Raw genomic sequence first — 21,409 nt, forward strand, 5'->3', positions numbered from 1 at the left:
CTTCGTTTAAAGAACTATGAGTTAAGTTCCTTTTCTACATTGTCATTAATTTTGTGTATTATAGATTTAAGAACAGAAATTTCATCTTTTGTAATTTCTTTTTGAATTACATCTTTACAATTACAATACACTTTATCAACTTTATCAATTATATCCATTGCTCTTTTTTCGATAATAATATGCATTATTCTGTGGTCTTTACTGTCCTCAGCAAGACGAATATAGCCATTCTCTCTTAGATTATCAAGAGAATGAGAAATATGAGCTTTGGATAAATGAAATATCTTCATTATTTCCTTTGAAGTATCAACATATGGGTGATTATAAAGGAACACCAAAATATCAACTTCGATAGGTTTTAATTCACAATCGGCTAAAACCGGTTCCATTTTTTTGTTAATTAATTTTTTAATCTGTCTAGCAACAGACAACAGTTCATTTGCTTCCATAAAGTACCCCTTAGTTCGGTAACGAACTATTAAGAAGTATAACACTAATTTGTATAAAAGTCAAGTAAATCAATAGTTTAACACATAATTTTCACTAAACATTCACTATAATATAATTAATTTTGTACAAATATAAAAAATACCGACTACTTTACTGTAGTCGGTAATAAGATTATTAAGAAATTAAGGTCTTAATGGACCATAATAATAACTGGCAGTAGCACCACCATCGCACATAAAGTCAGTACCTGTAATAAAAGCACCTTTATCACTCATAAGTAATTCAGCTACATTTGCTACTTCATCATCAGTACCTGGACGACCTGTTGGGCATTTAGCAAACATATTCTTGTAAAAATCACCTCATTTCTTTTTCATAAATAATTAATTTCTATACTCTAAGTATAAATTTATTTATAAGAAAAATCAATTTGAATATTTATATAAAATAATAAGAAATACTTATATGAAATTAAATTTATCGTATAAGTATTTCTTATAAATTATTTATTAAGTTGTTTTTCAAGGATTTTTACAAATTCTTCAATATAAATATTACTATTTTCCTTTTTCCAGAAAGCACAATAGTTTCTTTTAATCACTTCGTTATCTCTATATAGAGGAACTTTAGTTGTAAGACTATCCTGATTACTTGCATTATTTTCTGTAACAAGAAAGCCTTTCCCACTAATAACCATTAGTTTTGCATCATCAATATCTTTCGCAAAAAGGATTTCGCTATTAACACCTATATCTTGCTTATAGAATGTTTCTTCTGTCTCACTGTCATTTCCACTTGATATGAGAATACAAGGCAAATTCTTCAGTTCTTTTAATGTTACTTTATTTAATTTTGAAATAGGATTACTCTTAGCAACTTCTATATAACAACTTTTTGTAGTTAATTTATGATTTACATATTCGTCAGAAAAGGCTCTCCTTTGGTCATTAAAAACTAAATCTACAGTACTGTCCCTCAGCATTTTATATAGTTGTTCGTGATTTTCCCTTTTAATATCCAATGATAATTTAGGATATTTCTGCATAATTTCAGTTACAGTATTTTGCAATTCATCAGTTGAATAATCTTTTAAAAATCCAATCTTTAATGTGTTATTTTTATTTGTGGCAATGTTGTAAGAATCATTTACTATCTTTTGATAGTCACTAACAAGTATTAATGTTTTCTTATAAAAATACTCACCTGCCGGTGTTAAAGTAAACTTTCTATTATTTCTTTCCAGTAACTTAAAACCAAGTTCATTTTCAAGTGCTTTAATTTGTTGTGAAATTGCTGATTGTGATATATTACATTCTTCTGCTGCTAAAGAAAAACTATTATTCTCCACAACAGAATGAAAATACTGTATTTGTCTTAACATAATACACCTCTTTAAAAAAACAGAGATTATGAAATTAATCATAATCTCTGAAAATTGCATAATTAAAAATTAGTCCTTTGGTAACTTAAAGTCATCAGAAAAATCAAAAGTAGCAAAGTAATCGCCAGGAGTTTCTGCCCTTCTAATTAGCTTATGTGAGCCATCTTCCTTAAGTAAAACTTCTGCACTTCTTAATTTACCATTATAGTTGTAACCCATTGAGAAACCATGAGCACCGGCATCATGAATATAGATAATGTCACCCATATCAATCTTTGGTAACATTCTGTCAATAGCGAATTTATCGTTATTTTCACATAGGCCACCTGTTACATCATACTTATGGTCACAAGGTTCATTTTCTTTACCTAAAACAGTAATATGATGATATGAGCCATACATAGCAGGACGCATTAAGTTTGCTGCACAAGCATCAAGACCAATATATTCCTTATAAATATGCTTTTCGTGAATTGCAGTAGCAACTAAAGCACCGTATGGTGCAAGCATATATCTACCAAGTTCTGTGTAGATTTCTACATCATCCATTCCCTCAGGAACAAGGATTTCTTCAAATTTCTTTCTAACACCTTCACCGATAATAGCAATATTATTCTTTGGCTGTTCAGGTTTATAATCAACACCAACACCACCTGAAAGGTTGATAAACTTAATATGTACACCTGTTTTCTTGTGTAGTCTAACTGCTAGGTTAAATAGAATACCGGCAAGTTCAGGATAATATTCATTTGAAACAGTATTTGATGCTAAGAATGCGTGAATACCAAATTCTTCAGCACCGGCCTTTTTAAGTTCAGTAAAGGCCTCAACCATTTGTTCTTCACTCATACCATACTTTGAGTCACCCGGAGTATCCATAACCTGAACTTTTTCTTCACTATCAGCTAGTTTGAATACACCACCCGGATTATATCTGCAACAAATTGTCTTTGGAACACCACAAACCTTTTTGATAAACTCAACATGAGTTAAATCATCAAGGTTAATGTTAGCACCTAGTTCATAAGCTTTCTTCATATCCTGTACAGGTGTAACATTTGAACTAAACATAATGTCGCTACCTGTGATACCACAAGCCTCACATAGTTCAAGTTCTGTATATGAAGAACAGTCCATACCACAACCCTCTTCTTGTAAAATCTTCATTAGATATGGGTTAGGAGTAGCTTTTACTGCAAAATATTCCTTATAACCTTTGTTCCAGCTAAAAGCCTTGTTAAGTGCTCTAGCGTTTTCTCTAATACCCTTTTCGTCATAAATGTGGAATGGTGTAGGAATGTCCTTAATAATATCCTTAGCCTGTTCCAAAGTAATAAATGGCTTCTTCTCCATTTTTATTCCTCCTCTGAATCTTTTAAGTATTCCTCAACACTTTCATTAATAACACCGATTATTGACTCGGCACCTTCCCCTGTTTGTGCTGAAAATGGAAATAATCTTATATCATCAAACTCTTTTAGAGTTTCCCCAATCATAGCTAAATTCTTATTAACTTCTGATTTCTTTAGTTTATCCAGCTTTGTAAGAACCACAATAAATGGCAAACCACTATTGTGTAAAAAACTAATCATACCAATATCATCTTGAGTTGGTTTGTGTCGCATATCAAGTAACTGAACAACTAGACAAAATGCTCTTTCTTGGTCAAAATAGCCTTCCATTAGTTCTGCCCATCTTTGTTTTTCAGCTTTGCTTACCTTTGCATAACCATAACCCGGTAAATCTACAAGATGAAAATTATCAACATCAAAAAAGTTAATTGTTGCAGTTTTACCTGGCTTTGAGCTAATTCTGGCCAAGGCCTTTCTGCCACAAAGTTTATTGATAAGTGATGACTTACCAACATTACTTTTACCGGAAAAAATAACTTCTGGTTTAGTTGACTGAGGTAACTGACTGCTTGTACCACAAGCAAATTCAAATTCTGCACTGTTAAAAGTCATAATTACCTCCTACTGTCTAATTGTATTAACTAAGCCATCTTTAACAGATGTATTGGCAGTTTTTGCAAATGATTTATTGTAATTGCAAATTGCAATTTCTAAAACCTCTGTTATATGTTTAACAGGTTTAAATTCAACCTTTTCTTTAACTACATCATCAACTTCTTCAAGGTCTTTAATGTTGTCATAAGGGATGATAATAGTTTTCATACCATTTCTATAGGCTGCCATACTTTTCTCTCTAAGTCCACCTATTGGAAGAACTTTACCTCTTAAAGTGATTTCACCTGTCATAGCAACATCACTTCTTACAGGCATATTAGTTAAAGCAGAGAATATAGCAGTTGCCATAGTTACACCGGCTGATGGTCCATCTTTTGGAACTGCACCTTCCGGAGCATGAAGATGAATGTCGTTTTTTCTATAAAAATCATTATTGATTATGTACTTTTCACTCATAGTACGAATACAAGTAATAGCAATCTTTGCTGATTCTTGCATTACTTCACCAAGTGAGCCTGTTAGCTGAATATTACCCTTACCCGGCATTAAAGCCACTTCAATAGGTAACAATGTACCACCAACAGAAGTCCAAGCCAAGCCGTTTACAACGCCAACTTCATTGCGTTTACTCTTAGTATCATCAGTAAATTTATAAGCACCTAAGAATTCTTGAACATTCTTATCTGTGATAGAAACCGAGTCAACTTCTTCCATAAGTATTTTAACTGCTGACTTTCTCATTAAAGAAGCAATTGTTCTTTCTAATGAACGAACACCGGCTTCTCTTGTATAGTAATCAATCAATGAGTAAATACCCTTAGGAGTAATTTTGAACTGTGTTTTGTCAAGACCATTTAATTCAAGTTGCTTTTTAATTAAATGTTTCTTAGCTATATTCAGCTTTTCTTCTCTTGTATATGATGGAAGTTCAATAATATCCATTCTATCTCTCAAAGGTGCAGGGATAAGCGACAAGTCATTTGCAGTTGTGATAAACATTACATTAGATAAATCAAAAGGAATTTCAAGGTAATGGTCAACAAATGTACTGTTCTGTTCACTGTCAAGAACTTCAAGCAAAGCAGATGTTGGGTCACCTTTATAGTCTTGTCCAAGTTTATCAACTTCATCAAGAATAATCAAAGGATTCATACTCTTTGCACTTCTCATTGCATTGATAATTCTACCCGGCATAGAACCTATATATGTCTTTCTATGTCCTCTAATTTCTGCTTCATCATGAATACCACCAAGGGCAATTCTGGCACTATTCTTGCCAATAGCTTTAGCAATAGACTGTGCAATAGAAGTTTTACCAACACCTGGAGGCCCAACTAAACAAATGATTTGTGAATTATTCTTACGGTTAAGAATTTTAACTGCAAGTTGTTCAATAATTCTATCTTTAACTTTATTTAGGCCATAATGTTCTTTATCTAAAGACTTTCTAACTTTATGAATTTCAAGTTTATCGGTTGTAAACTTATTCCATGGCAAATCAAGACAAGTATCAAGATATGTACGAATAACAGTAGCTTCTTGATTTGAATAACCCATTTTCTTAAGTTTAGCACATTCTTTTAATAAAGTATTTTCAATATCTTCATCAAGGTGTAAATTTAATATTTTTCTTTTGTATTCCTCTGATTCAGATTCAGGATTATCCTGTTCACCAAGTTCTTCTTGAATTACTGCAAGTTGCTCTCTTAGAAAATAATCTCTTTGATTTTTCTCTATATTCTGTCTGGCTTTTTCTACAATGTCATTTTCAATTTCAATAACATTGATTTCTTCCAATAGTAATTCAATTAAGGCTTCCAGCCTTGCCTCAATATCAAAGATGTTGAGTATTGTCTGTTTATTTGTATAGTCAGTAATAATATTACTAGCTATATAATCGGCAATTTCAGAGGCATCTTTACAAAGACTAAGTTTATAAAGATAATCAGTTGAAAAACTAGGTGTAATTGATATATATTGTTCAAATACATTTTTTACTGCTCTTACTAAAGCATCACCTTTTTCGCTATCAGTAATTTCACTTCTAGGAACTTCTTCTACTTTAGCAAATAAGCAATTAGTATCTGTTGTAATCTCTTTTAAAATACCACGATATTTACCTCGAATAGTAACTCTTATAATATCTTCCTGTTGATTTACTATTTGGGTAATGTTACAAACAACACCAACTTTGTAAACATCATCAAGTTTTGGTCTATTTACAGAAGTTAGTTTTTGTGTGGTTACAAAAATTTCTTGGTTATTAAGCATAGCAGCTTCTACAGCAGCTTTACTACGCTTTCGACCTACATCAAAATGTAGAATCATATCCGGAAATACAACTAATCCCTTTAGAGGTAGAACCGGTAATTCAACAATATTAGGTGTATCGTTCATATAATCACTCAATTCAAAAATAGCTGTACCCAAAGAGTACAGCTATTTCGTATGTTTATTTAAGCTGTTGTATTGGATTCTTCATCCATAATTATTGGTTGCTTTTTCTTAGTTCTGCGTCTTGTAATCTTTGGTTTAGCCTTACCATTTACAACATCAGCATTAATAACAATTTTCTTAATTGTTTCGTCAGATGGAGTTGTAAACATTAAGTCGGTAAGAACATTTTCAAGAATACCACGCAAACCTCTTGCACCGGTATTTTGCTCCTTAGCAATCTTAGCTACTGCAAGTAGAGCATCATCAGTAAATTCAAGATCAACATCATCCAGTTCAAACAGCTTCTTGTACTGGTTGACAATTGAATTCTTAGGTTCAGTTAAAATTCTGACTAGGGCATTTTCGTCAAGACCTGAAAGAGATGTAATAACAGGAATACGACCAACAAGTTCAGGAATAATACCAAATTTGACAAGGTCATGAGCTACAACATCCTTCATCCAATCTGTACTGTCAAGTTCTTTACGGCTTCTGATAGTGCCACCAAAGCCAAGTACAGAGGAGTTCATTCTCTTCTCAACAATTTTTTCCAGTCCCTCAAAAGCACCACCACAAATAAATAAGATGTTCTTAGTATTTATCTGTATAAATTCCTGTTGAGGATGCTTTCTGCCACCCTGAGGTGGAACATTAGAAACTGTGCCTTCAATAATTTTAAGTAAAGCCTGTTGTACACCTTCACCACTAACATCTCTGGTGATTGATGGGTTTTCAGACTTACGAGAAATCTTATCAATTTCATCAATATAGATAATGCCACGCTCAGCCTTTTCTATATCGTAATCAGCAGCTTGAATAAGTTTTAGAAGTATGTTCTCAACATCTTCACCAACATATCCTGCCTCTGTCAATGTGGTTGCATCAGCAATAGCAAAAGGAACATCAAGTGTTTTTGCTAAGGTTTGTGCAAGAAGTGTTTTTCCCACACCGGTTGGACCAAGTAAAAGCACATTACTCTTAGCAAATTCTACATCATCATCAAGGGAAAATACTCTCTTGTAATGGTTATAAACTGCTACACTTAAAGTAACCTTTGCTCTATCTTGACCAATAACATACTGATCTAGCACATCCTTAATTTCCTGTGGTTTAAGAAGTTGTGGAATTTCAATATCTTTCTTTTGGTCTTTAACAGGTTCAAGACCATCTTCTAATATTTGCATACACAAATCAACACATTGGTCGCAAATATAAACACCATTGCCAGATATTATTCTACCAACCATATCTTGTGGTTTACCACAGAAAGAACAGTAAATTTCTTTTTCGTCCTTTGGCATTAACTAATTCCCCTTTTATCTGTTTGTGATAACCTTATCAATTAGACCATATTCAAGAGCTTCTTGAGCAGTCATAAAGTTATCTCTTTCAGTATCCTTTGCAATTACATCATATGGTTGACCAGTATTGGCAGCAAGAATCTCGTTTAACTTCTTCTTTGTGTCAATAATGTGCTGAGTATGAATAAGCATATCAGTTGCCTGACCCTGAGCACCACCACTTGGCTGGTGAATCATAATATCACTGTTAGGTAGAGCATATCTCTTGCCCTTTGTACCTGCTGATAGTAGGAAAGCACCCATTGATGCAGCCATACCCATACAAATTGTTGATACATCGCACTTAATGTAATTCATTGTATCGTAAATTGACATACCGTCAGTAACAGAACCACCGGGGCTATTAATATATAAGCTAATATCCTTTGTTGGATCCTGACCTTCTAGGTATAGAAGTTGGGCTACAACCAAACTTGCAGTCTGGTTGTTTACCTCTTCTGTTAACATAATAATTCTATCGTTTAAAAGTCTTGAAAAAATATCATAGGAGCGTTCGCCTCTATTTGTTTGTTCAACGACATATGGTACTAATGCCATTCTAATCAATCCTTTCAATTATAATAATAGGTTAGATAGACTAAATTTATTCAATTAGTCTTCTTTTTTGTCTTCAGCAGCCTTCTTGCTTTCAGCCTTTACACTGTTTACTGCAAGATCCATAGCTTTCTGTGTCTTTAGGTCAGCTGATAGTGCTTCATCGTTGATTGCTTTCTTAACATCTTCAACCTTCATATTGTACTGATCAGCTAGTCTTGTATATTCTGCATCTAGGTCAGCTTCTGAAACTTCAATAGCTTCCTTTTCAGCAATCTTTTCAAGAGCAAGTCTTAGCTTAACTCTCTTTTCAGCGTCAGGTCTGTACATTTCCTTAATTGTGTCAGGAGTTGCACCCATATACTTCATATATGTGTTAAAGTCCATACCCTGGCTTCTTAGACGCATATCGAATTCCTGAATCATTTCGTTAACTGCATTGTCATACATCTGTTCAGGAATTTCACCTTCAACAGCATCACAAAGCTTTGTGATAACCTGATCTTCGATATCCTTCTTCTGTTCAGCTTCTAGACGCTTCTTAACAGTTTCCTTAACTTCTTCTTTATATTCGTCAAGAGTTTCCTTTTCACTTACATCCTTAACAAATTCATCGTCAAGTTCTGGAAGTTCTTTTCTCTTGATTTCGTGTAGGTTAATCTTAAATTCAGCATCAGCACCCTTTAGTTCTTCAGCCTGATAATCTTCAGGGAACTTAACTGTGATAGTGAATTCTTCACCTGTCTTGTGACCAACAATCTGTTCTTCGAAACCTGGGATAAAGTTGCCTGAACCAATTGCTAGGTTGTAGTTTTCAGCCTTACCACCTTCAAATGGAACGCCATCCTTCATACCTTCAAAGTCGATAACAACCATATCGCCATTTTCAACAGCACCGTCTTCAACAGTTACCATACGGCTATTTCTGTCACGAACCTTTTCGATTTCTTCATCAATAAGCTTCTTTGTAACTCTTGTTGACTTCTTCTTAACTGTGATACCCTTGTAATCGTTAATGTCGATTTCAGGGTATGTGATTACTGTTGCCTTGAAAGTAAAGCCATCTTTTTCTGAAGCATCCATAGCTTCAAGGGACTCAACTGCAATAACATTTAGTTCTGCTTCCTTAGCAGCTGCATCAAGAGCTTCCGGGTAACAATCCTGCATAGCGTCTTCAAAGAATACGCCTTCACCATACATCTTTTCGATCATATGCTTAGGAGCTTTACCTTTTCTAAAGCCAGGAACATTGATGTTCTTAACCTGCTTCTTGTATGCTTTGTTACAAGCTTTTGCAAAAGTTTCAGCATCAACAGATACTTCTACTTCGTATGTGTTTTCTTTAGTTTTTGTTGAATTATTAAGACTCATTTTATATTTCCTCCTGTTTATGACTAAATAACTAGACAATTATAACATATGCTTTTGATAATTTCCATAGTTTTTATCAAATTATTTTGCAATTAGCACGGGGGTAAATGCTACACTGTCACTTGATATTAACTTTAGTTTAATATCTTCATAGTCACCATTAAAAGCATACTTTGTAATTTTACGACCATGTAAGTGACCATAGTAACATTTTTTTATATTGTAGTTATGTAGTATATCAAATATTTCTTGACAACACTGATTTCCAAATACCGGTGGATAATGAAGAAAAACAATTGTTTCTAAATCGTTATCAACACTATCAAGTGATAATTTTAATCTACCAAGTTCTCGGTTAAGGACCTTTTCATCCTCAGCACTGTCAACTTCTAAATTCCATCCACGAGTACCACAGATGTTATAGTTACCTACCTTGTAAGAATTATTAAAAAGAATCTTAATTTTGTTAAAATTATTTTTTTCAAGGTAGTTATCTACTTTCTTCTTAGTTCCCCACCATAAATCGTGGTTTCCTTTCAAGAAAATTTTGTTACCCTTAAGTTTATTATTTATAAACTCAAAGTCTTTGTAACATTCATCAAGTTTAAGTGCCCAACAAATGTCACCGGCTACAATAACTGTATCTTCATCTTTTACAATGCTGTTCCAGTTATTAAGCAATCTCTCTATATGATTGTCCCAACCTTCAAATATATCCATAGGTTTATCAACACCAATAGATAAATGAAGGTCAGCAATACAAAATAAAGACATATTAGATACCTAATGTGTTCTTAACATATTCAGGCATCTTATCAGCCTCTGTTACATTATTAAATCTAACTTCTAGATTCTTTAGTTCAGCAATTGGCTTTGGTACTTCTGCACCTGTAATCTTGTTTAGTTCATCAACCATTGTGAACTCATCATCACAGATAGCTTCAGGAGCTACTGCTTCAAGTACAGAATGAGAGAACTTATATGGACTTGCAGTAGAAGCAATAACAACAGGTGTTTTATCCCCTGTCTTTTCTACATACTGGTTATATACATTAATAGCAACTGATGTATGTGTATCACATAGATACTTTTCTTCATCAAATAGTTCTTTAATAGTAGCCTTTGTGTTTGTATCATCACAGAAACCACCAAAGAACTTAGAAGTAATTTCTTTCTTAACTTCATCAGTTACTTCATACTTACCTTCAGTCTTAAGCTGATTCATCCACTTTGCAACTAGTTCATCGTTATTACCTGAGAACTTATAAAGTAGTCTTTCAAGGTTACTTGAAACAAGAATATCCATTGATGGAGAAGCAGTTGCATAGAACTGTCTGTTCTTGTCGTAAACACCTGTATTAATAAAATCAGTAAGAACATTATTCTGGTTAGATGCACAAATAAACTTGTTAACTGGCATACCCATACAATATGCATAGTAAGCAGCTAGAATGTTACCAAAGTTACCTGTTGGAACAACAATGTTGATTTTGTCACCCATATTAATTTTCTTACTGTTTACTAAATCACAATAAGCAGAAATATAGTAAACAATTTGAGGAAGTAATCTACCCCAGTTGATTGAGTTAGCTGAACTGAATAGCATATCATTCTTATGTAGAAGTTCAACAATCTCATCAGTAGTGAAAATCTTTTTAACACCTGTCTGAGCATCATCAAAGTTACCCTTGATTGCACAAACATTTACATTACTACCCTTCTGAGTGTTCATCTGACGCTTCTGCATTGGAGAAACACCGTCTTCAGGATAGAATACAATCATCTTAGTGTGGTCAACATCTTTGAAACCTTCAAGAGCAGCCTTACCTGTATCACCTGATGTAGCAACAAGAATAACAGCAGTTTTTCCATCATAAGTTTTCTTTAATGACTTAGTTAGGAAATGTGGAAGAATCTGAAGTGCCATATCCTTAAATGCACATGTTGGACCATGCCATAGTTCCATAATGTTGATTTCGTTACCGTTGTATTTCTTAGCAACTAGAGGAGCAGGACATTCTGAACCAAATTTCTCAACTGTATATGCCTTGTCAACACAATCAGCAATTTCTTCTTCTGTGAAATCTGTTAGAAAATCAGAGAACACAATCTTTGCTCTTTCGTTATATGAAAGACCTAGTAAAGATTTGAAAGTTTCTTCTGTGTACTTAGGTAATTCCTGAGGAACAAAAAGACCACCGTCTTTACTGATACCCTGGGCAATAGCCTGAGCAGCAGAAACAACTTCTTTATTATTTTCAGTACTGTTATATAACATTTTTATCTTCCTTTCAGTACATATTTCCGATTTTACATTCTACACTATATTGTGCTAAATGTCAAAGTTTATCGTAAAATTTCACGCCATTTTCAAAAAAAATCTTGTCAACAACTGATTTTTTGAAGTTATTTTCTATGAAAGAATTATATAGCCTTTTAAAATCACTTGATGAAGAAAAACCATCAACAAGGTCTGAACCATCCATATCTGTACCGATACATAGGTTATCTTCACCACCAAGACTTAGAAAATGGTATGCATGATTAAGTATATCTTTAATACTGTAACTGTCACTATCACTTAAAAAGTATTTATGAAAGTTAAGTCCTACAACACCGTTTTTGCTTTTAATATATTCAAATTGTTCATCTGTAATATTCCTTTTGTTACTGCAAATTTCTCTTGAGTTTGAATGTGTTGCAAGAATATATTTTGGGTTACTTGATGCTATATCATAGAACAAATTATCACTTGTATGAGATACATCAATAGCAATATTATTCTTAATATATTCATCAATTACTTTTTTGCCGAAAGTAGTAGCACCTATAGGATTTTTTGCAAGAACACCGTCACCGATACAGTTACTTTCGTTCCAAGTTAGTGTAGCAACTTTTACACCATACTTTTTAAGAAATACTATATTTTCAATATTATCTTCAAGTATTGAAGAATTTTCTACAGTTAGGTGCAATGACTTATTTGCATTTACATCATTAAAAGGAATTTTAAGTCTTTTACATTCTGAGATAAGTTTCTCGGCACTTGCAATAAAATACTCTATAAGAGGTTTATCCTTAAACTGTAAAGGTAATTCATTTCTATCATCAGGTGTCCATACTGCCATACATTGATGCCATTTACTTGCTTTCATTAAATCAGAAATTTTAAATTCGTAAATATCAGCATCAAGTGGCAAATCATTCATCATACTTTTATATAAGGTATCACAATGAAAATCAAAAACTTCCATAACTACCTCCCTGCATAAATGCATTTTTGATATGATTGATACTTATAACTTTTTTAGAATTATGGATAACTTCTATTATATCAAATCTTATGTTTTTATTTGATGGATATTCTTTAAGGTACACATAAGCAGTTTTCATAAGCCTATTTTGTTTTTGCCTTGTAACTGCTAATATCGGTGCATAGAGAGAATTTTCTTTTCTTGTTTTTACTTCAACAAAAACAATACAATTTTTGTCTTCTGCTACAATATCAATTTCACCATACTTAGTATTGTAGTTTTTGGCAACAATTTTATATTTGTTTTTCTTCAGATATTTTCGTGATGCTTTTTCCCCAATATCACCGATTTGTCTTTTCTCAGTTATTTGCATTTTTATAAATTTTCTTTAAAAAACTTTTTCTGTGAATTTCACAAGGTCCATATTTTAAAATCATTTCTCTATGTAACTTTGTGCCATATCCTTTATGTTTAGCAAAACCGTATTCAGGATACAGTTCATCATACTTTAAGCAAAGTCTGTCTCTAGCTACTTTTGCAAGAATTGAGGCAGCAGCAATTGACATAGAATTTGCATCACCTTTTACAATACATTCTGCCGGAATATTAAGTGGTGGAAGTCTATTGCCATCTATCATAGCATAATCAGCTTTAACATCAAGACCTTCAACTGCTCTTTGCATTGCAAGCATTGTAGCGTTAAGAATATTAAGTTCTTCAATTTCTTCAACTGTAGCAAAGGCTATTGAATAAGAAACACATTCATCAATAATTACATCAAAAAGCTTTTCTCTCTTTTTTTCAGTAAGTTTCTTAGAGTCATTAACACCTTCAATAATATGACCTTTAGGCAGAATAACTGCAGCTGCACAAACAGGTCCGGCTAAAGGTCCTCTACCGGCTTCATCAACACCACAAATATTTGTATAGCCCTTTTCTAAGGCTTCATTTTCATATTTTAGCCATTCCATAATTAATTCTCCGGTAGTTCAAATGTGTATTTACCAAGTTTAGCACTTCTATATTCGTCAAGTAGCATAATAGCAGCTCTTTCAGTATCAATTTCTCCACCTGAAATCAGCATACCTCTTTTTCTGCCGATAAGTTCAAGAAGTTCATAACTTTCAATATCTTCAATCTGGTCATTTTGTAGTTTAAATCTTTCTACAAATATAGGATTTTTCTCAACCTTTAGGAAATCTAATAATCTCATAGCCAAAAGTTCAGTATCCATAATTTGGTCTTTAACTGCACCTGTAAAAGCCAGTCTTTCCCCAACAATTTTATCCTCAAACTTTGGCCACAATACACCCGGTGTATCAAGAACTTCAAATCCTTTGTTAATAGTAAACCACTGATTACCTCTTGTAACACCCGGTTTATCCTCAGCCTTAGCCTTTCTGTTCTTAGAAATTCTATTGATGAAAGTTGATTTACCAACATTAGGAATACCAACAATCATAACTCTAACTGTAGGATTTAAAAGTCCTTTTGCCTTTTGCTTTTCAATCTTTTCCTTAAGAACCTCATTAACAGAAGACACAAACTTGTTGATACCTCTACCTGTTTTACAATCAATTGGAATTGCTACAATACCATTATTTTTAAAATAATTAATCCACTTTTGGGTAGATGATGGGTCAGCCATATCACACTTGTTCATCAAAACAACTCTAGGTTTATTTTGAATAATTGAGTCAAGGTCAGGGTTACGGCTACTTACCGGTATTCTGGCATCAATAATTTCTGCCACTGCATCAACTAGCTTTAGTGACGCTTGAATTTGTCTTTTGGTTTTGGTCATATGACCGGGAAACCATTGAATGTTCTGCATTACACTCATATATATCATTCCTTATTAATTTTATAGCAATACACATTTAGTATATCATAAATATTCTATAATTACAAACAAGAAAAGAGAACTATAAAATTATAGTTCTCTACGTATCTTCTTCATTATTATCTTTTTCGGTTTTAGTATCTTTATTTTCTTTATTGGCTCTACCAACATTATAGACTATATAAATAAAAAGTAAAACCCCTAAAGTTACTAATATACCCATAACAAAAAGTGACTTTGGTTCGCTATTATCTGTATAAGCATTATCCATAGGAGAAGTTGTTGATGCACTTTCTTTATTGTCACCACCAACATAGTTAACCTTTGGAACTTTTACAGAATCAGCCTTTCCATTTGTAGAATTATTTGAACCATAGGTTTTGCTACTTGTATTATTACTTTTACCGGAACTCTTGCTACTATTGCTTTTAATTCTTTTAGAAGTGATTTTATTTTCTTCAATTTTCATTTCAGCACCATAAACTGAACCTATTGATAATTTATTGCCATTATTATCTACAGGATCAGAAATAGCTAAACCAAAATCAGTTATACCGGTATCAACTGACTTAAATTTAAAGGAAATAATCTTTGCTTTACCGTTAAACTTATAGCCATAAGAACAAAGAACTATTGCATTTACTTTGCCATTAGAATTCTTTTTCTTAACATCAAATGCTTTATCAGGCGAATCAACTTTTCTAAATTCTACAGACTCAGAATCATAAGTAATTGTAACATTAAATGCTGATAAATTAGCATTACCGTTAACAATTAAGTCTACATTAAATAATCTGTTTTTATATACAGAATCACAAGACAAAGAAAAGTCAATTTTAGAACTTGCATTTGTATTGAGTGTTGTAATGGGTACAGTCAGCAACAACAAAGCTGTCAGTAAAAATATTGAAAATATTTTCTTGTAGTTATATATTTTCATAAAATCAAATCTCTCTAAATGATTTATATACTACAGTAATTATATAAGTTATAGAAAGATTAGTCAAGAAATATGAAGTTCTATGTTAAATAGAAAATCCCATATCAGTAAGCATTGCTTTATCTTCGTCAATATTGTTACCGGAAGTAGTTAGCATATCACCTGTAATAGTAGCATTAGCACCGGAAGTAAATGCTTTTTCACCGGAATTACTCATTAAAGTTCTACCTGCTGCAAGTCTAATGTATGCAGTAGGATTAATAAATCTAAACATTGCAACAGTACGCAAAATTTCTTTCTCAGTAAGTGTTGGCAAATCTTCGTAACAAGTACCCTTAATAGGAATAAGTGAATTAAGAGGAATTGACTCAACATCAAGTTCGGCTAAAGTAAGAGCCATATCAATTCTATCTTCAAAGGTTTCTCCCATACCGATAATGCCACCTGAACATACAGTTAAACCTGCTTTATGAGCAGTTTTTATACCATTGATTTTGTCATCAAAAGTGTGAGTTGTGCATACATTCGGAAAATTTCTTCTGGATGTTTCAATATTTTCATGGTACATACTTACACCACTGTCTTTTAACTTTTTGAAAGTTTCTTCTGTTACAAGACCATGAGATGCACAAAGACAAATATCATATTTATCATGCATTTCTTTATATGCTTTACAAGCCTTTTCTAAGTCCTCACCCTCTAGGGTTCTACCTGCTGTAACGATAGAATATCTATGTACACCTTTGTTGTAGTGATATTCACAATCCTTAACAATTTCTTCAGGTTCAAGGAATTTGTATCTCTCAACACTTGTGTGATGATGGGCACTTTGTGCACAAAACTTGCAGTTCTCACTACAACCACCACTACGACCATTGATAATAGAGCATAAGTCTATATGATTACCACATAGCTTTTCTCTGATTTCATCAGCACCACTGCATAGTTCATCTAAATCAACTGTCTTGAAAAATGAAAGGTCATCTTCCCTAGTCAATCTCTTGCCATTTATAATATCATTAGATAACTTCTTAATATCCATTATTGTCAACCTCTTTTCTATAAGAGATTATAATTGATATTCTGTATAATGTCAACCTATATTATAGTTATTGTTAACATTTACAAAAATCACCCCTACTCAAGTTAATGAATAGAGGTGAAGAATTGAGGTGTATAGACATTACTTAATAACAATCATATATCTTAGTTGTTTGTTACTGCCATCTTTAGTCTTACAATTTACATAGCAAGTTCCTTTTTTCTTAGCAGTTACTTTAGCCTGTACATAGCAATGCTTTTTATCTTTTGAATAATAAATTTTAGTATTACTAATTTTAACTAATTTATTATTTGCTGACCAATTACAGTTTTTGTAAGTAGCATTAATTTTCTTAACTTCTACTTTAAGAGTAATTGAATGTTTTTTCTTAACATTAATTTTCGACTGAGTGTAGTTAGTCTTTTCGATACTTTGTACCTTATTCTTACCAACAACAACTAAGCAATTATTAGACTTCTTATTACTACCATCTTTAGCAGTAGCTTGAACATAGCACTAACAGATAGACAAACAGAAAATACTGAAGAAAGAATGATTGTTGATAATAAGATTGAAATAAATTTCTTCATACTTTTTTCTCCTTTTAAAATAAATTATTTAACGATAAGTAATATAAATGATATATTACTCTTTACTTATATAGTAATTATACCATGAAACAAGCACAAGATGTTGTGATTTGCGTAAAAAATTTTAAAAATTTAAAGAAATATTTATAAAAATATTGAAATTTTAGTTGTAAAGTAATATAATAAAAAAGGAAAGCAAAAAGCTTTCTACGGTGTAATTTTACGGTTTTATGAGAAATAAGAAGGTGCAGAAATGTATCTTCTTATTTTTTACTTTTGTGCAAATTTCAATAATATAATTACAAATGAATTAATTTTATTATAACATTTGAAAAATGAATTTTCAAGATTTTAGTACAAATATTGATAATTTTATATTCAAAATAACAAAAAGAACCACTAATGAATAATCCATTAGTGGTTCTAACTTTTGTATTGTTAAAAAATTATTTAACCTTTACTTTACACTTTAGAGTGATACCGTTTGCCTTTACTGTAATAGTAGCATTACCCTTTTTCTTAGCAACTACTTTACCCTTAGCATTTACAGTAGCAACCTTAGTATTAGATGACTTGAATGTTACCTTGCCGGTTGGTATTATAAGGATGGCAAGGCATATAATTGGAACGATATATTATCAGGTGAAGTTCACCTATATGCTCATTGGATTAATGTAAATACAGTTGAAAAAACTTCTGATGATACAAAGGTGTTCAGCAACGGCTTAACTTCTTATAACGAATTTGACTTATTTGGTGTACAAATTCGTAATGCTAAAAAGGATGATAACTATCCTAACGGTACACATGGATTTGATGTATCAGGCTTAAGATTTGTTACTTCTCTAAGTGAAAATATACTAAGTCAACTTGATAACCTTTCATCTTCTAAACCTGAATATGGTTACATTATTGCAAAAGAAAGCACTGCAAAAAATAATGCTAAAGGCAATAATTATAAGCTGGAATATAACGGTACAAATGTTAATGGCAAGGACACAACTAAAGAGTATTATTATGTACAAAACCAAAATTGTACAAGTCAGGTTGGTGGATATGGTAGTCAAGTCCCTCTTGAGCACTTTAATAATAAGTCAGAAACATACCGTATTTATTCTGCTGTAATTACCTATAAAAATGATGGTCAACATACTGAAGAACAAATTGAACAAGCTAAATCAACTAATGTTATTGATAGATCATATATTCGTTATACAGATGCAAATGGTTTATTGAGAACCCATTACAACGATTATACCGGCACTAATGTTTATGGTGGTTGTAGTACTAACTTCAATTATGTTAATTCATTTATTCAAAACAATTATAATATTGTTGGTAAATAATAATAATTAATTCTAAAACCCCTTTTAGTATTAAACTAAAAGGGGTTTACTTTTCAATCAAAATTGACAAAAAAATAACGATTATGATATAATAAAGTAGAAAAATTATGTCATAAGAAGGGATTAAATGAAAAAGATAATTGCAATATTGCTTTCATTGATATTTGTTGTTTCTTTGTGTAGTTGTTCATCAGATGATGATAAAATTCGTTTTGGTGCTGCCGGTATTGGTGGTATTTATAACGAAACAGTTACATCAATCAGACAACTTGCTAATGAAAGTGGAAAGCTAAAAATCGAACAAAAAACTACTGCCGGTTCTGCAGCAAATGTAAGATTGCTTTCTCAAGGATATTTAGATGCAGCAATTGCTCAATCTGACATTGTGAGTGATGCTTATAATGGTGAAAACAATTTTGAAAAGTCAGGTGCATATAAAGGTTATAGTGCTTTGGCATCTCTTTATACTGAGGCTTGTCATATTGTAGTAAGAAAAGACTCTAACATAAATTCAGTTGATGATTTGCTTGGTAAAACAGTTAGTGTGGGTGAAAAAGAATCAGGTTCCGAATTAAACGCAAAACAAATTCTTGCATCATATGGGCTAAACTCTAGGATGGTTAAGGAAGTTAACCTTGATTATGCCGAAGCTGCTAAGAAACTTGAAAATAAGGTAATTGACTGTTTATTTGTTACTGTTGGTATGAATGCAACTATTGTTGATGAATTAGCAAAGCAATGCGATATTAAGCTACTTGAAATAGATAAAGCAACTTCTAATAAGCTAAAGTCAGCTTACTCTTATATTGATTACAAAATTCCAAAGAATACATATAACGGTCAAAACACAGATATAAATACTATCGGTATTAAATCTGTTATTCTGGTAAGTGACAAATTATCTAATGATAAAGTAAAAGAACTTGCTAAATTAATTTTCAATAATGCAAAGGAAATTCAGTTAACTGTATCTGCAGATATTGACATTACAGAGGAAAATGCAGTTGAGGGCATTAACATTCCATTCCATAAAGGTGCTATTGAATATTACAAAGAAAAAGGTATTACAGTTAAATAACTATTAGCTGCGAAAGGATTGATAACATTGGATATTACACTAGATATGTATCAAACAGTTGCAGTTGCTGTAGTTGTTTTGATGATAGGTAATTTCTTAAAGAAGAAAATTTCATTTTTGCAAAGATTCTGTATTCCATCACCTGTTATTGGTGGTTTGCTATTTGCAATATTTACATTAATATTGTACGCAACAGGAATTGCAGTAATTGTCTTTGATGACACATTAAAAGAAGTCTGTATGGTTCTGTTCTTTACTTCGGTTGGTTTCCAAGCCAACTTAAAAGTCCTCAAAAGTGGTGGTAAAGCACTTATCGTATTCCTTGTGCTAGTTGTTGCTCTTATGATTGGACAGAACTTTGCTTCAATCGGACTTGCAAATGTACTGGGACTTGACTCCTTAACAGGTATGACAACAGGTTCTATCCCTATGATTGGTGGTCATGGTACTGCCGGTGCATTTGGTCCTGTACTAGAGGACTTTGGTGTTTCAGGTGCTACAACAGTATGTACTGCTGCTGCAACATTCGGTTTGATTGCAGGTTCACTAATGGGTGGTCCTATCGGTAACAGACTTATTAAAAAGCATAATCTACTAGATACTATAAAAACTGAAGATGACAGTTTCCTAGTTGAAGAAGAAGAAAAGCATGAAAGACATTTTTCTATGTATGCTCCTGCAGTTTTTCAGTTGATTATTGCCGTAGGAATTGGTACAATAGTATCAGAACTACTTTCACTTACAGGAATGACATTCCCTATTTATATTGGAGCAATGATTGTTGCTGCTATTATGAGAAACATAGGTGAATACACAGGTAAAATTACTATTCATATGGGTGAAATAAATGACCTAGGTGGTATTTGTCTATCTCTATTCTTAGGTATAGCAATGATTACACTTAAGTTATGGCAATTAGCTGACCTAGCATTACCACTGGTTATCCTACTAGCAGGTCAAGCAGTACTTATGTTCTTATTTGCTTATTTTGTTGTATATAACATTATGGGTAGAGATTATGATGCTGCAGTAATTGCTGCAGGTACTTGTGGTTTTGGTATGGGTGCTACGCCTAATGCTATGGCTAATATGCAAGCTATTTGTGATAAATATGCTCCATCAGTTAAGGCATATTTGATTATTCCTATTGTAGGTAGTTTGTTTGCTGATTTCTTAAACAGCTTAACAATAACATTCTTTATTAATTTATTGTGATAATTTGGAGGTAATGTTTTATGAAGGACAAGTCAAAAGACAAGTATAGTTTCAATTCAGAAAATTTAGCAGTACCTGAAGTTCACACAGGAAAAGTAAAGCAAAATGATATTGTGGAAGATAATGATGATGAACCGGTTCTATATGATGTAGCAGTTCCGGAAGTTCACATTAAGAAAAAGAAGAAAAAGTAATATGTAACACAAAAGTCCTAGGATGATAATTTCATCTTAGGACTTAATTTTTTAATAAATATGACTAATTTAAATTCTGATAATCTTATTTATTATTTTCTTCAATATACTTTTCTTCTAGTAATTTTTCCATTACTTCAATATCATCAGTATTTGTAGAATCAAGAATTACAAATTTATAGCTACTAGTATTTTTAGTTATACTGTCTATCTCTTTATAATTATTTTTATCTTTGCTCATTTCATATAATCCTAACAATTAAAGTAAAATAAAAAGCCCATTAGAATGGGCTTTTTATGGCGAAGGGTTGGGGATTCGAACCCCAGATTTTGTTTTCACAAAATACAGTATTTCGAGTACTGGACCATTGACCACTCGGACAACCCTCCAAATAAATAGGAAGTGT

Annotated in this window: 23 protein-coding genes, 1 tRNA gene and 1 pseudogene; 5 read left to right on the top strand and 20 right to left on the bottom strand. The window is 32.3% G+C overall.

Features of this window, described 5'->3' with window-relative positions:
• Positions 1-14: 14 nt before the first annotated feature.
• The 18 genes and pseudogenes from E5Z56_RS10660 to E5Z56_RS12040 form a co-directional block, all read right to left on the bottom strand.
• A complete protein-coding gene (locus E5Z56_RS10660; RefSeq protein WP_138157775.1) occupies positions 15-449 on the bottom strand; it encodes a MarR family winged helix-turn-helix transcriptional regulator in 435 nt (144 codons plus the stop codon).
• Between the two features lie 183 nt (positions 450-632).
• Positions 633-812 (bottom strand): annotated as a pseudogene (locus tag E5Z56_RS10665) (SDR family oxidoreductase); the annotation flags it as partial.
• A gap of 140 nt (positions 813-952) precedes the next feature.
• A complete protein-coding gene (locus E5Z56_RS10670) occupies positions 953-1,831 on the bottom strand; it encodes a LysR family transcriptional regulator (RefSeq protein WP_138157776.1) in 879 nt (292 codons plus the stop codon).
• Positions 1,832-1,900: 69 nt separating this feature from the next.
• Positions 1,901-3,184 (bottom strand): diaminopimelate decarboxylase family protein, encoded by a 1,284-nt coding sequence (locus tag E5Z56_RS10675; protein WP_138157777.1) that lies wholly within the window; start codon positions 3,182-3,184, stop codon positions 1,901-1,903.
• A gap of 2 nt (positions 3,185-3,186) precedes the next feature.
• Positions 3,187-3,795: a ribosome biogenesis GTP-binding protein YihA/YsxC gene (gene yihA, locus E5Z56_RS10680; RefSeq protein WP_138157778.1), complete on the bottom strand. Its 609-nt coding sequence runs from the start codon at positions 3,793-3,795 to the stop codon at positions 3,187-3,189.
• A gap of 9 nt (positions 3,796-3,804) precedes the next feature.
• Complete coding sequence (lon, locus tag E5Z56_RS10685) at positions 3,805-6,195, bottom strand: endopeptidase La (RefSeq protein WP_138158000.1); 2,391 nt, start codon at positions 6,193-6,195, stop codon at positions 3,805-3,807.
• Positions 6,196-6,254: 59 nt separating this feature from the next.
• Positions 6,255-7,535 (bottom strand): ATP-dependent Clp protease ATP-binding subunit ClpX, encoded by a 1,281-nt coding sequence (gene clpX / locus E5Z56_RS10690; protein WP_138157779.1) that lies wholly within the window; start codon positions 7,533-7,535, stop codon positions 6,255-6,257.
• A 15-nt stretch (positions 7,536-7,550) separates the two neighbouring features.
• A complete protein-coding gene (clpP, locus tag E5Z56_RS10695; protein WP_022506231.1) occupies positions 7,551-8,132 on the bottom strand; it encodes an ATP-dependent Clp endopeptidase proteolytic subunit ClpP in 582 nt (193 codons plus the stop codon).
• A gap of 54 nt (positions 8,133-8,186) precedes the next feature.
• The gene (tig, locus tag E5Z56_RS10700; protein WP_138157780.1) at positions 8,187-9,500 is read right to left on the bottom strand and encodes a trigger factor; all 1,314 of its coding nucleotides are present in this window, start codon (positions 9,498-9,500) and stop codon (positions 8,187-8,189) included.
• Positions 9,501-9,581: 81 nt separating this feature from the next.
• Entirely contained in the window at positions 9,582-10,274 is a 693-nt protein-coding gene (locus E5Z56_RS10705; protein ID WP_138157781.1) for a metallophosphoesterase, read from the bottom strand.
• Position 10,275: 1 nt separating this feature from the next.
• Positions 10,276-11,778 (bottom strand): threonine synthase, encoded by a 1,503-nt coding sequence (gene thrC, locus E5Z56_RS10710; protein ID WP_138157782.1) that lies wholly within the window; start codon positions 11,776-11,778, stop codon positions 10,276-10,278.
• Between the two features lie 61 nt (positions 11,779-11,839).
• Positions 11,840-12,754 (bottom strand): dipeptidase, encoded by a 915-nt coding sequence (locus E5Z56_RS10715; RefSeq protein WP_175405477.1) that lies wholly within the window; start codon positions 12,752-12,754, stop codon positions 11,840-11,842.
• On the bottom strand, positions 12,741-13,127 hold the full coding sequence (locus tag E5Z56_RS10720; RefSeq protein WP_138157784.1) for a YraN family protein: 387 nt from the start codon (positions 13,125-13,127) through the stop codon (positions 12,741-12,743). The genes E5Z56_RS10715 and E5Z56_RS10720 overlap by 14 nt, the downstream gene beginning before the upstream one ends.
• Positions 13,114-13,725 carry a ribonuclease HII gene (locus tag E5Z56_RS10725; RefSeq protein WP_138157785.1) on the bottom strand — a complete coding sequence of 204 codons (612 nt, stop codon included), beginning with the start codon at positions 13,723-13,725 and terminating at the stop codon, positions 13,114-13,116. Before E5Z56_RS10725 ends, E5Z56_RS10720 begins: the two co-directional genes overlap by 14 nt.
• A 2-nt stretch (positions 13,726-13,727) precedes the next feature.
• Entirely contained in the window at positions 13,728-14,597 is an 870-nt protein-coding gene (gene ylqF / locus E5Z56_RS10730) for a ribosome biogenesis GTPase YlqF (protein WP_138157786.1), read from the bottom strand.
• A gap of 100 nt (positions 14,598-14,697) precedes the next feature.
• Positions 14,698-15,537 (bottom strand): hypothetical protein, encoded by an 840-nt coding sequence (locus tag E5Z56_RS10735; protein ID WP_138157787.1) that lies wholly within the window; start codon positions 15,535-15,537, stop codon positions 14,698-14,700.
• Positions 15,538-15,622: 85 nt separating this feature from the next.
• A complete protein-coding gene (gene bioB / locus E5Z56_RS10740; RefSeq protein WP_175405511.1) occupies positions 15,623-16,573 on the bottom strand; it encodes a biotin synthase BioB in 951 nt (316 codons plus the stop codon).
• A 464-nt stretch (positions 16,574-17,037) separates the two neighbouring features.
• Complete coding sequence (locus tag E5Z56_RS12040; RefSeq protein WP_269801947.1) at positions 17,038-17,169, bottom strand: hypothetical protein; 132 nt, start codon at positions 17,167-17,169, stop codon at positions 17,038-17,040.
• A gap of 402 nt (positions 17,170-17,571) precedes the next feature.
• On the opposite strand from E5Z56_RS12040, the gene E5Z56_RS12335 reads away from it, so the two are divergent.
• The 5 genes from E5Z56_RS12335 to E5Z56_RS11760 all read left to right on the top strand — a co-directional run bounded on the left by E5Z56_RS12335 (position 17,572) and on the right by E5Z56_RS11760 (position 21,002).
• Positions 17,572-17,847 carry a hypothetical protein gene (locus E5Z56_RS12335; RefSeq protein WP_232842445.1) on the top strand — a complete coding sequence of 92 codons (276 nt, stop codon included), beginning with the start codon at positions 17,572-17,574 and terminating at the stop codon, positions 17,845-17,847.
• Positions 17,848-17,879: 32 nt separating this feature from the next.
• Positions 17,880-18,515, top strand: a complete 636-nt coding sequence (locus E5Z56_RS10750) for a hypothetical protein (RefSeq protein ID WP_138157789.1) — start codon at positions 17,880-17,882, stop codon at positions 18,513-18,515.
• A 127-nt stretch (positions 18,516-18,642) separates the two neighbouring features.
• A complete protein-coding gene (locus E5Z56_RS10755) occupies positions 18,643-19,593 on the top strand; it encodes a TAXI family TRAP transporter solute-binding subunit (protein ID WP_138157790.1) in 951 nt (316 codons plus the stop codon).
• Positions 19,594-19,620: 27 nt separating this feature from the next.
• Positions 19,621-20,808 carry a sodium/glutamate symporter gene (gltS, locus tag E5Z56_RS10760; RefSeq protein ID WP_138157791.1) on the top strand — a complete coding sequence of 396 codons (1,188 nt, stop codon included), beginning with the start codon at positions 19,621-19,623 and terminating at the stop codon, positions 20,806-20,808.
• 20 nt (positions 20,809-20,828) lie between these two features.
• A complete protein-coding gene (locus E5Z56_RS11760; protein WP_175405478.1) occupies positions 20,829-21,002 on the top strand; it encodes a hypothetical protein in 174 nt (57 codons plus the stop codon).
• An 85-nt stretch (positions 21,003-21,087) separates the two neighbouring features.
• Here E5Z56_RS11760 and E5Z56_RS11765 read toward each other — a convergent pair whose 3' ends face one another.
• Together E5Z56_RS11765 and E5Z56_RS11770 are read right to left on the bottom strand one after the other, a co-directional pair.
• Positions 21,088-21,243, bottom strand: coding sequence for a hypothetical protein (locus E5Z56_RS11765; RefSeq protein WP_175405479.1), 156 nt, complete (start codon positions 21,241-21,243; stop codon positions 21,088-21,090).
• A gap of 57 nt (positions 21,244-21,300) precedes the next feature.
• A tRNA-Ser gene (locus E5Z56_RS11770) sits at positions 21,301-21,392 on the bottom strand.
• Between the last annotated feature and the right edge of the window lie 17 nt (positions 21,393-21,409).

The sequence above is a fragment of the Ruminococcus bovis genome (assembly GCF_005601135.1).
GTDB lineage: Bacteria > Bacillota > Clostridia > Oscillospirales > Acutalibacteraceae > Ruminococcoides > Ruminococcoides bovis.

Excerpts from the sequence above, each read along its gene's own strand:
- E5Z56_RS10735 (WP_138157787.1), bottom strand. The coding sequence starts at position 15,537 with ATGAAAATATATAACTACAAGAAAATATTTTCAATATTTTTACTGACA.
- E5Z56_RS10705 (WP_138157781.1), bottom strand. The coding sequence starts at position 10,274 with ATGTCTTTATTTTGTATTGCTGACCTTCATTTATCTATTGGTGTTGAT.
- clpP (WP_022506231.1), bottom strand. The coding sequence starts at position 8,132 with ATGGCATTAGTACCATATGTCGTTGAACAAACAAATAGAGGCGAACGC.
- E5Z56_RS10670 (WP_138157776.1), bottom strand. The coding sequence starts at position 1,831 with ATGTTAAGACAAATACAGTATTTTCATTCTGTTGTGGAGAATAATAGT.
- yihA (WP_138157778.1), bottom strand. The coding sequence starts at position 3,795 with ATGACTTTTAACAGTGCAGAATTTGAATTTGCTTGTGGTACAAGCAGT.
- E5Z56_RS11765 (WP_175405479.1), bottom strand. The coding sequence starts at position 21,243 with ATGAGCAAAGATAAAAATAATTATAAAGAGATAGACAGTATAACTAAA.
- tig (WP_138157780.1), bottom strand. The coding sequence starts at position 9,500 with ATGAGTCTTAATAATTCAACAAAAACTAAAGAAAACACATACGAAGTA.
- E5Z56_RS10715 (WP_175405477.1), bottom strand. The coding sequence starts at position 12,754 with ATGGAAGTTTTTGATTTTCATTGTGATACCTTATATAAAAGTATGATG.
- E5Z56_RS10675 (WP_138157777.1), bottom strand. The coding sequence starts at position 3,184 with ATGGAGAAGAAGCCATTTATTACTTTGGAACAGGCTAAGGATATTATT.
- E5Z56_RS10755 (WP_138157790.1), top strand. The coding sequence starts at position 18,643 with ATGAAAAAGATAATTGCAATATTGCTTTCATTGATATTTGTTGTTTCT.
- E5Z56_RS10720 (WP_138157784.1), bottom strand. The coding sequence starts at position 13,127 with ATGCAAATAACTGAGAAAAGACAAATCGGTGATATTGGGGAAAAAGCA.
- E5Z56_RS10725 (WP_138157785.1), bottom strand. The coding sequence starts at position 13,725 with ATGGAATGGCTAAAATATGAAAATGAAGCCTTAGAAAAGGGCTATACA.
- E5Z56_RS10660 (WP_138157775.1), bottom strand. The coding sequence starts at position 449 with ATGGAAGCAAATGAACTGTTGTCTGTTGCTAGACAGATTAAAAAATTA.
- E5Z56_RS12335 (WP_232842445.1), top strand. The coding sequence starts at position 17,572 with ATGAATAATCCATTAGTGGTTCTAACTTTTGTATTGTTAAAAAATTAT.
- clpX (WP_138157779.1), bottom strand. The coding sequence starts at position 7,535 with ATGCCAAAGGACGAAAAAGAAATTTACTGTTCTTTCTGTGGTAAACCA.
- lon (WP_138158000.1), bottom strand. The coding sequence starts at position 6,195 with ATGAACGATACACCTAATATTGTTGAATTACCGGTTCTACCTCTAAAG.
- E5Z56_RS11760 (WP_175405478.1), top strand. The coding sequence starts at position 20,829 with ATGAAGGACAAGTCAAAAGACAAGTATAGTTTCAATTCAGAAAATTTA.
- ylqF (WP_138157786.1), bottom strand. The coding sequence starts at position 14,597 with ATGAGTGTAATGCAGAACATTCAATGGTTTCCCGGTCATATGACCAAA.
- E5Z56_RS12040 (WP_269801947.1), bottom strand. The coding sequence starts at position 17,169 with ATGAAGAAATTTATTTCAATCTTATTATCAACAATCATTCTTTCTTCA.
- thrC (WP_138157782.1), bottom strand. The coding sequence starts at position 11,778 with ATGTTATATAACAGTACTGAAAATAATAAAGAAGTTGTTTCTGCTGCT.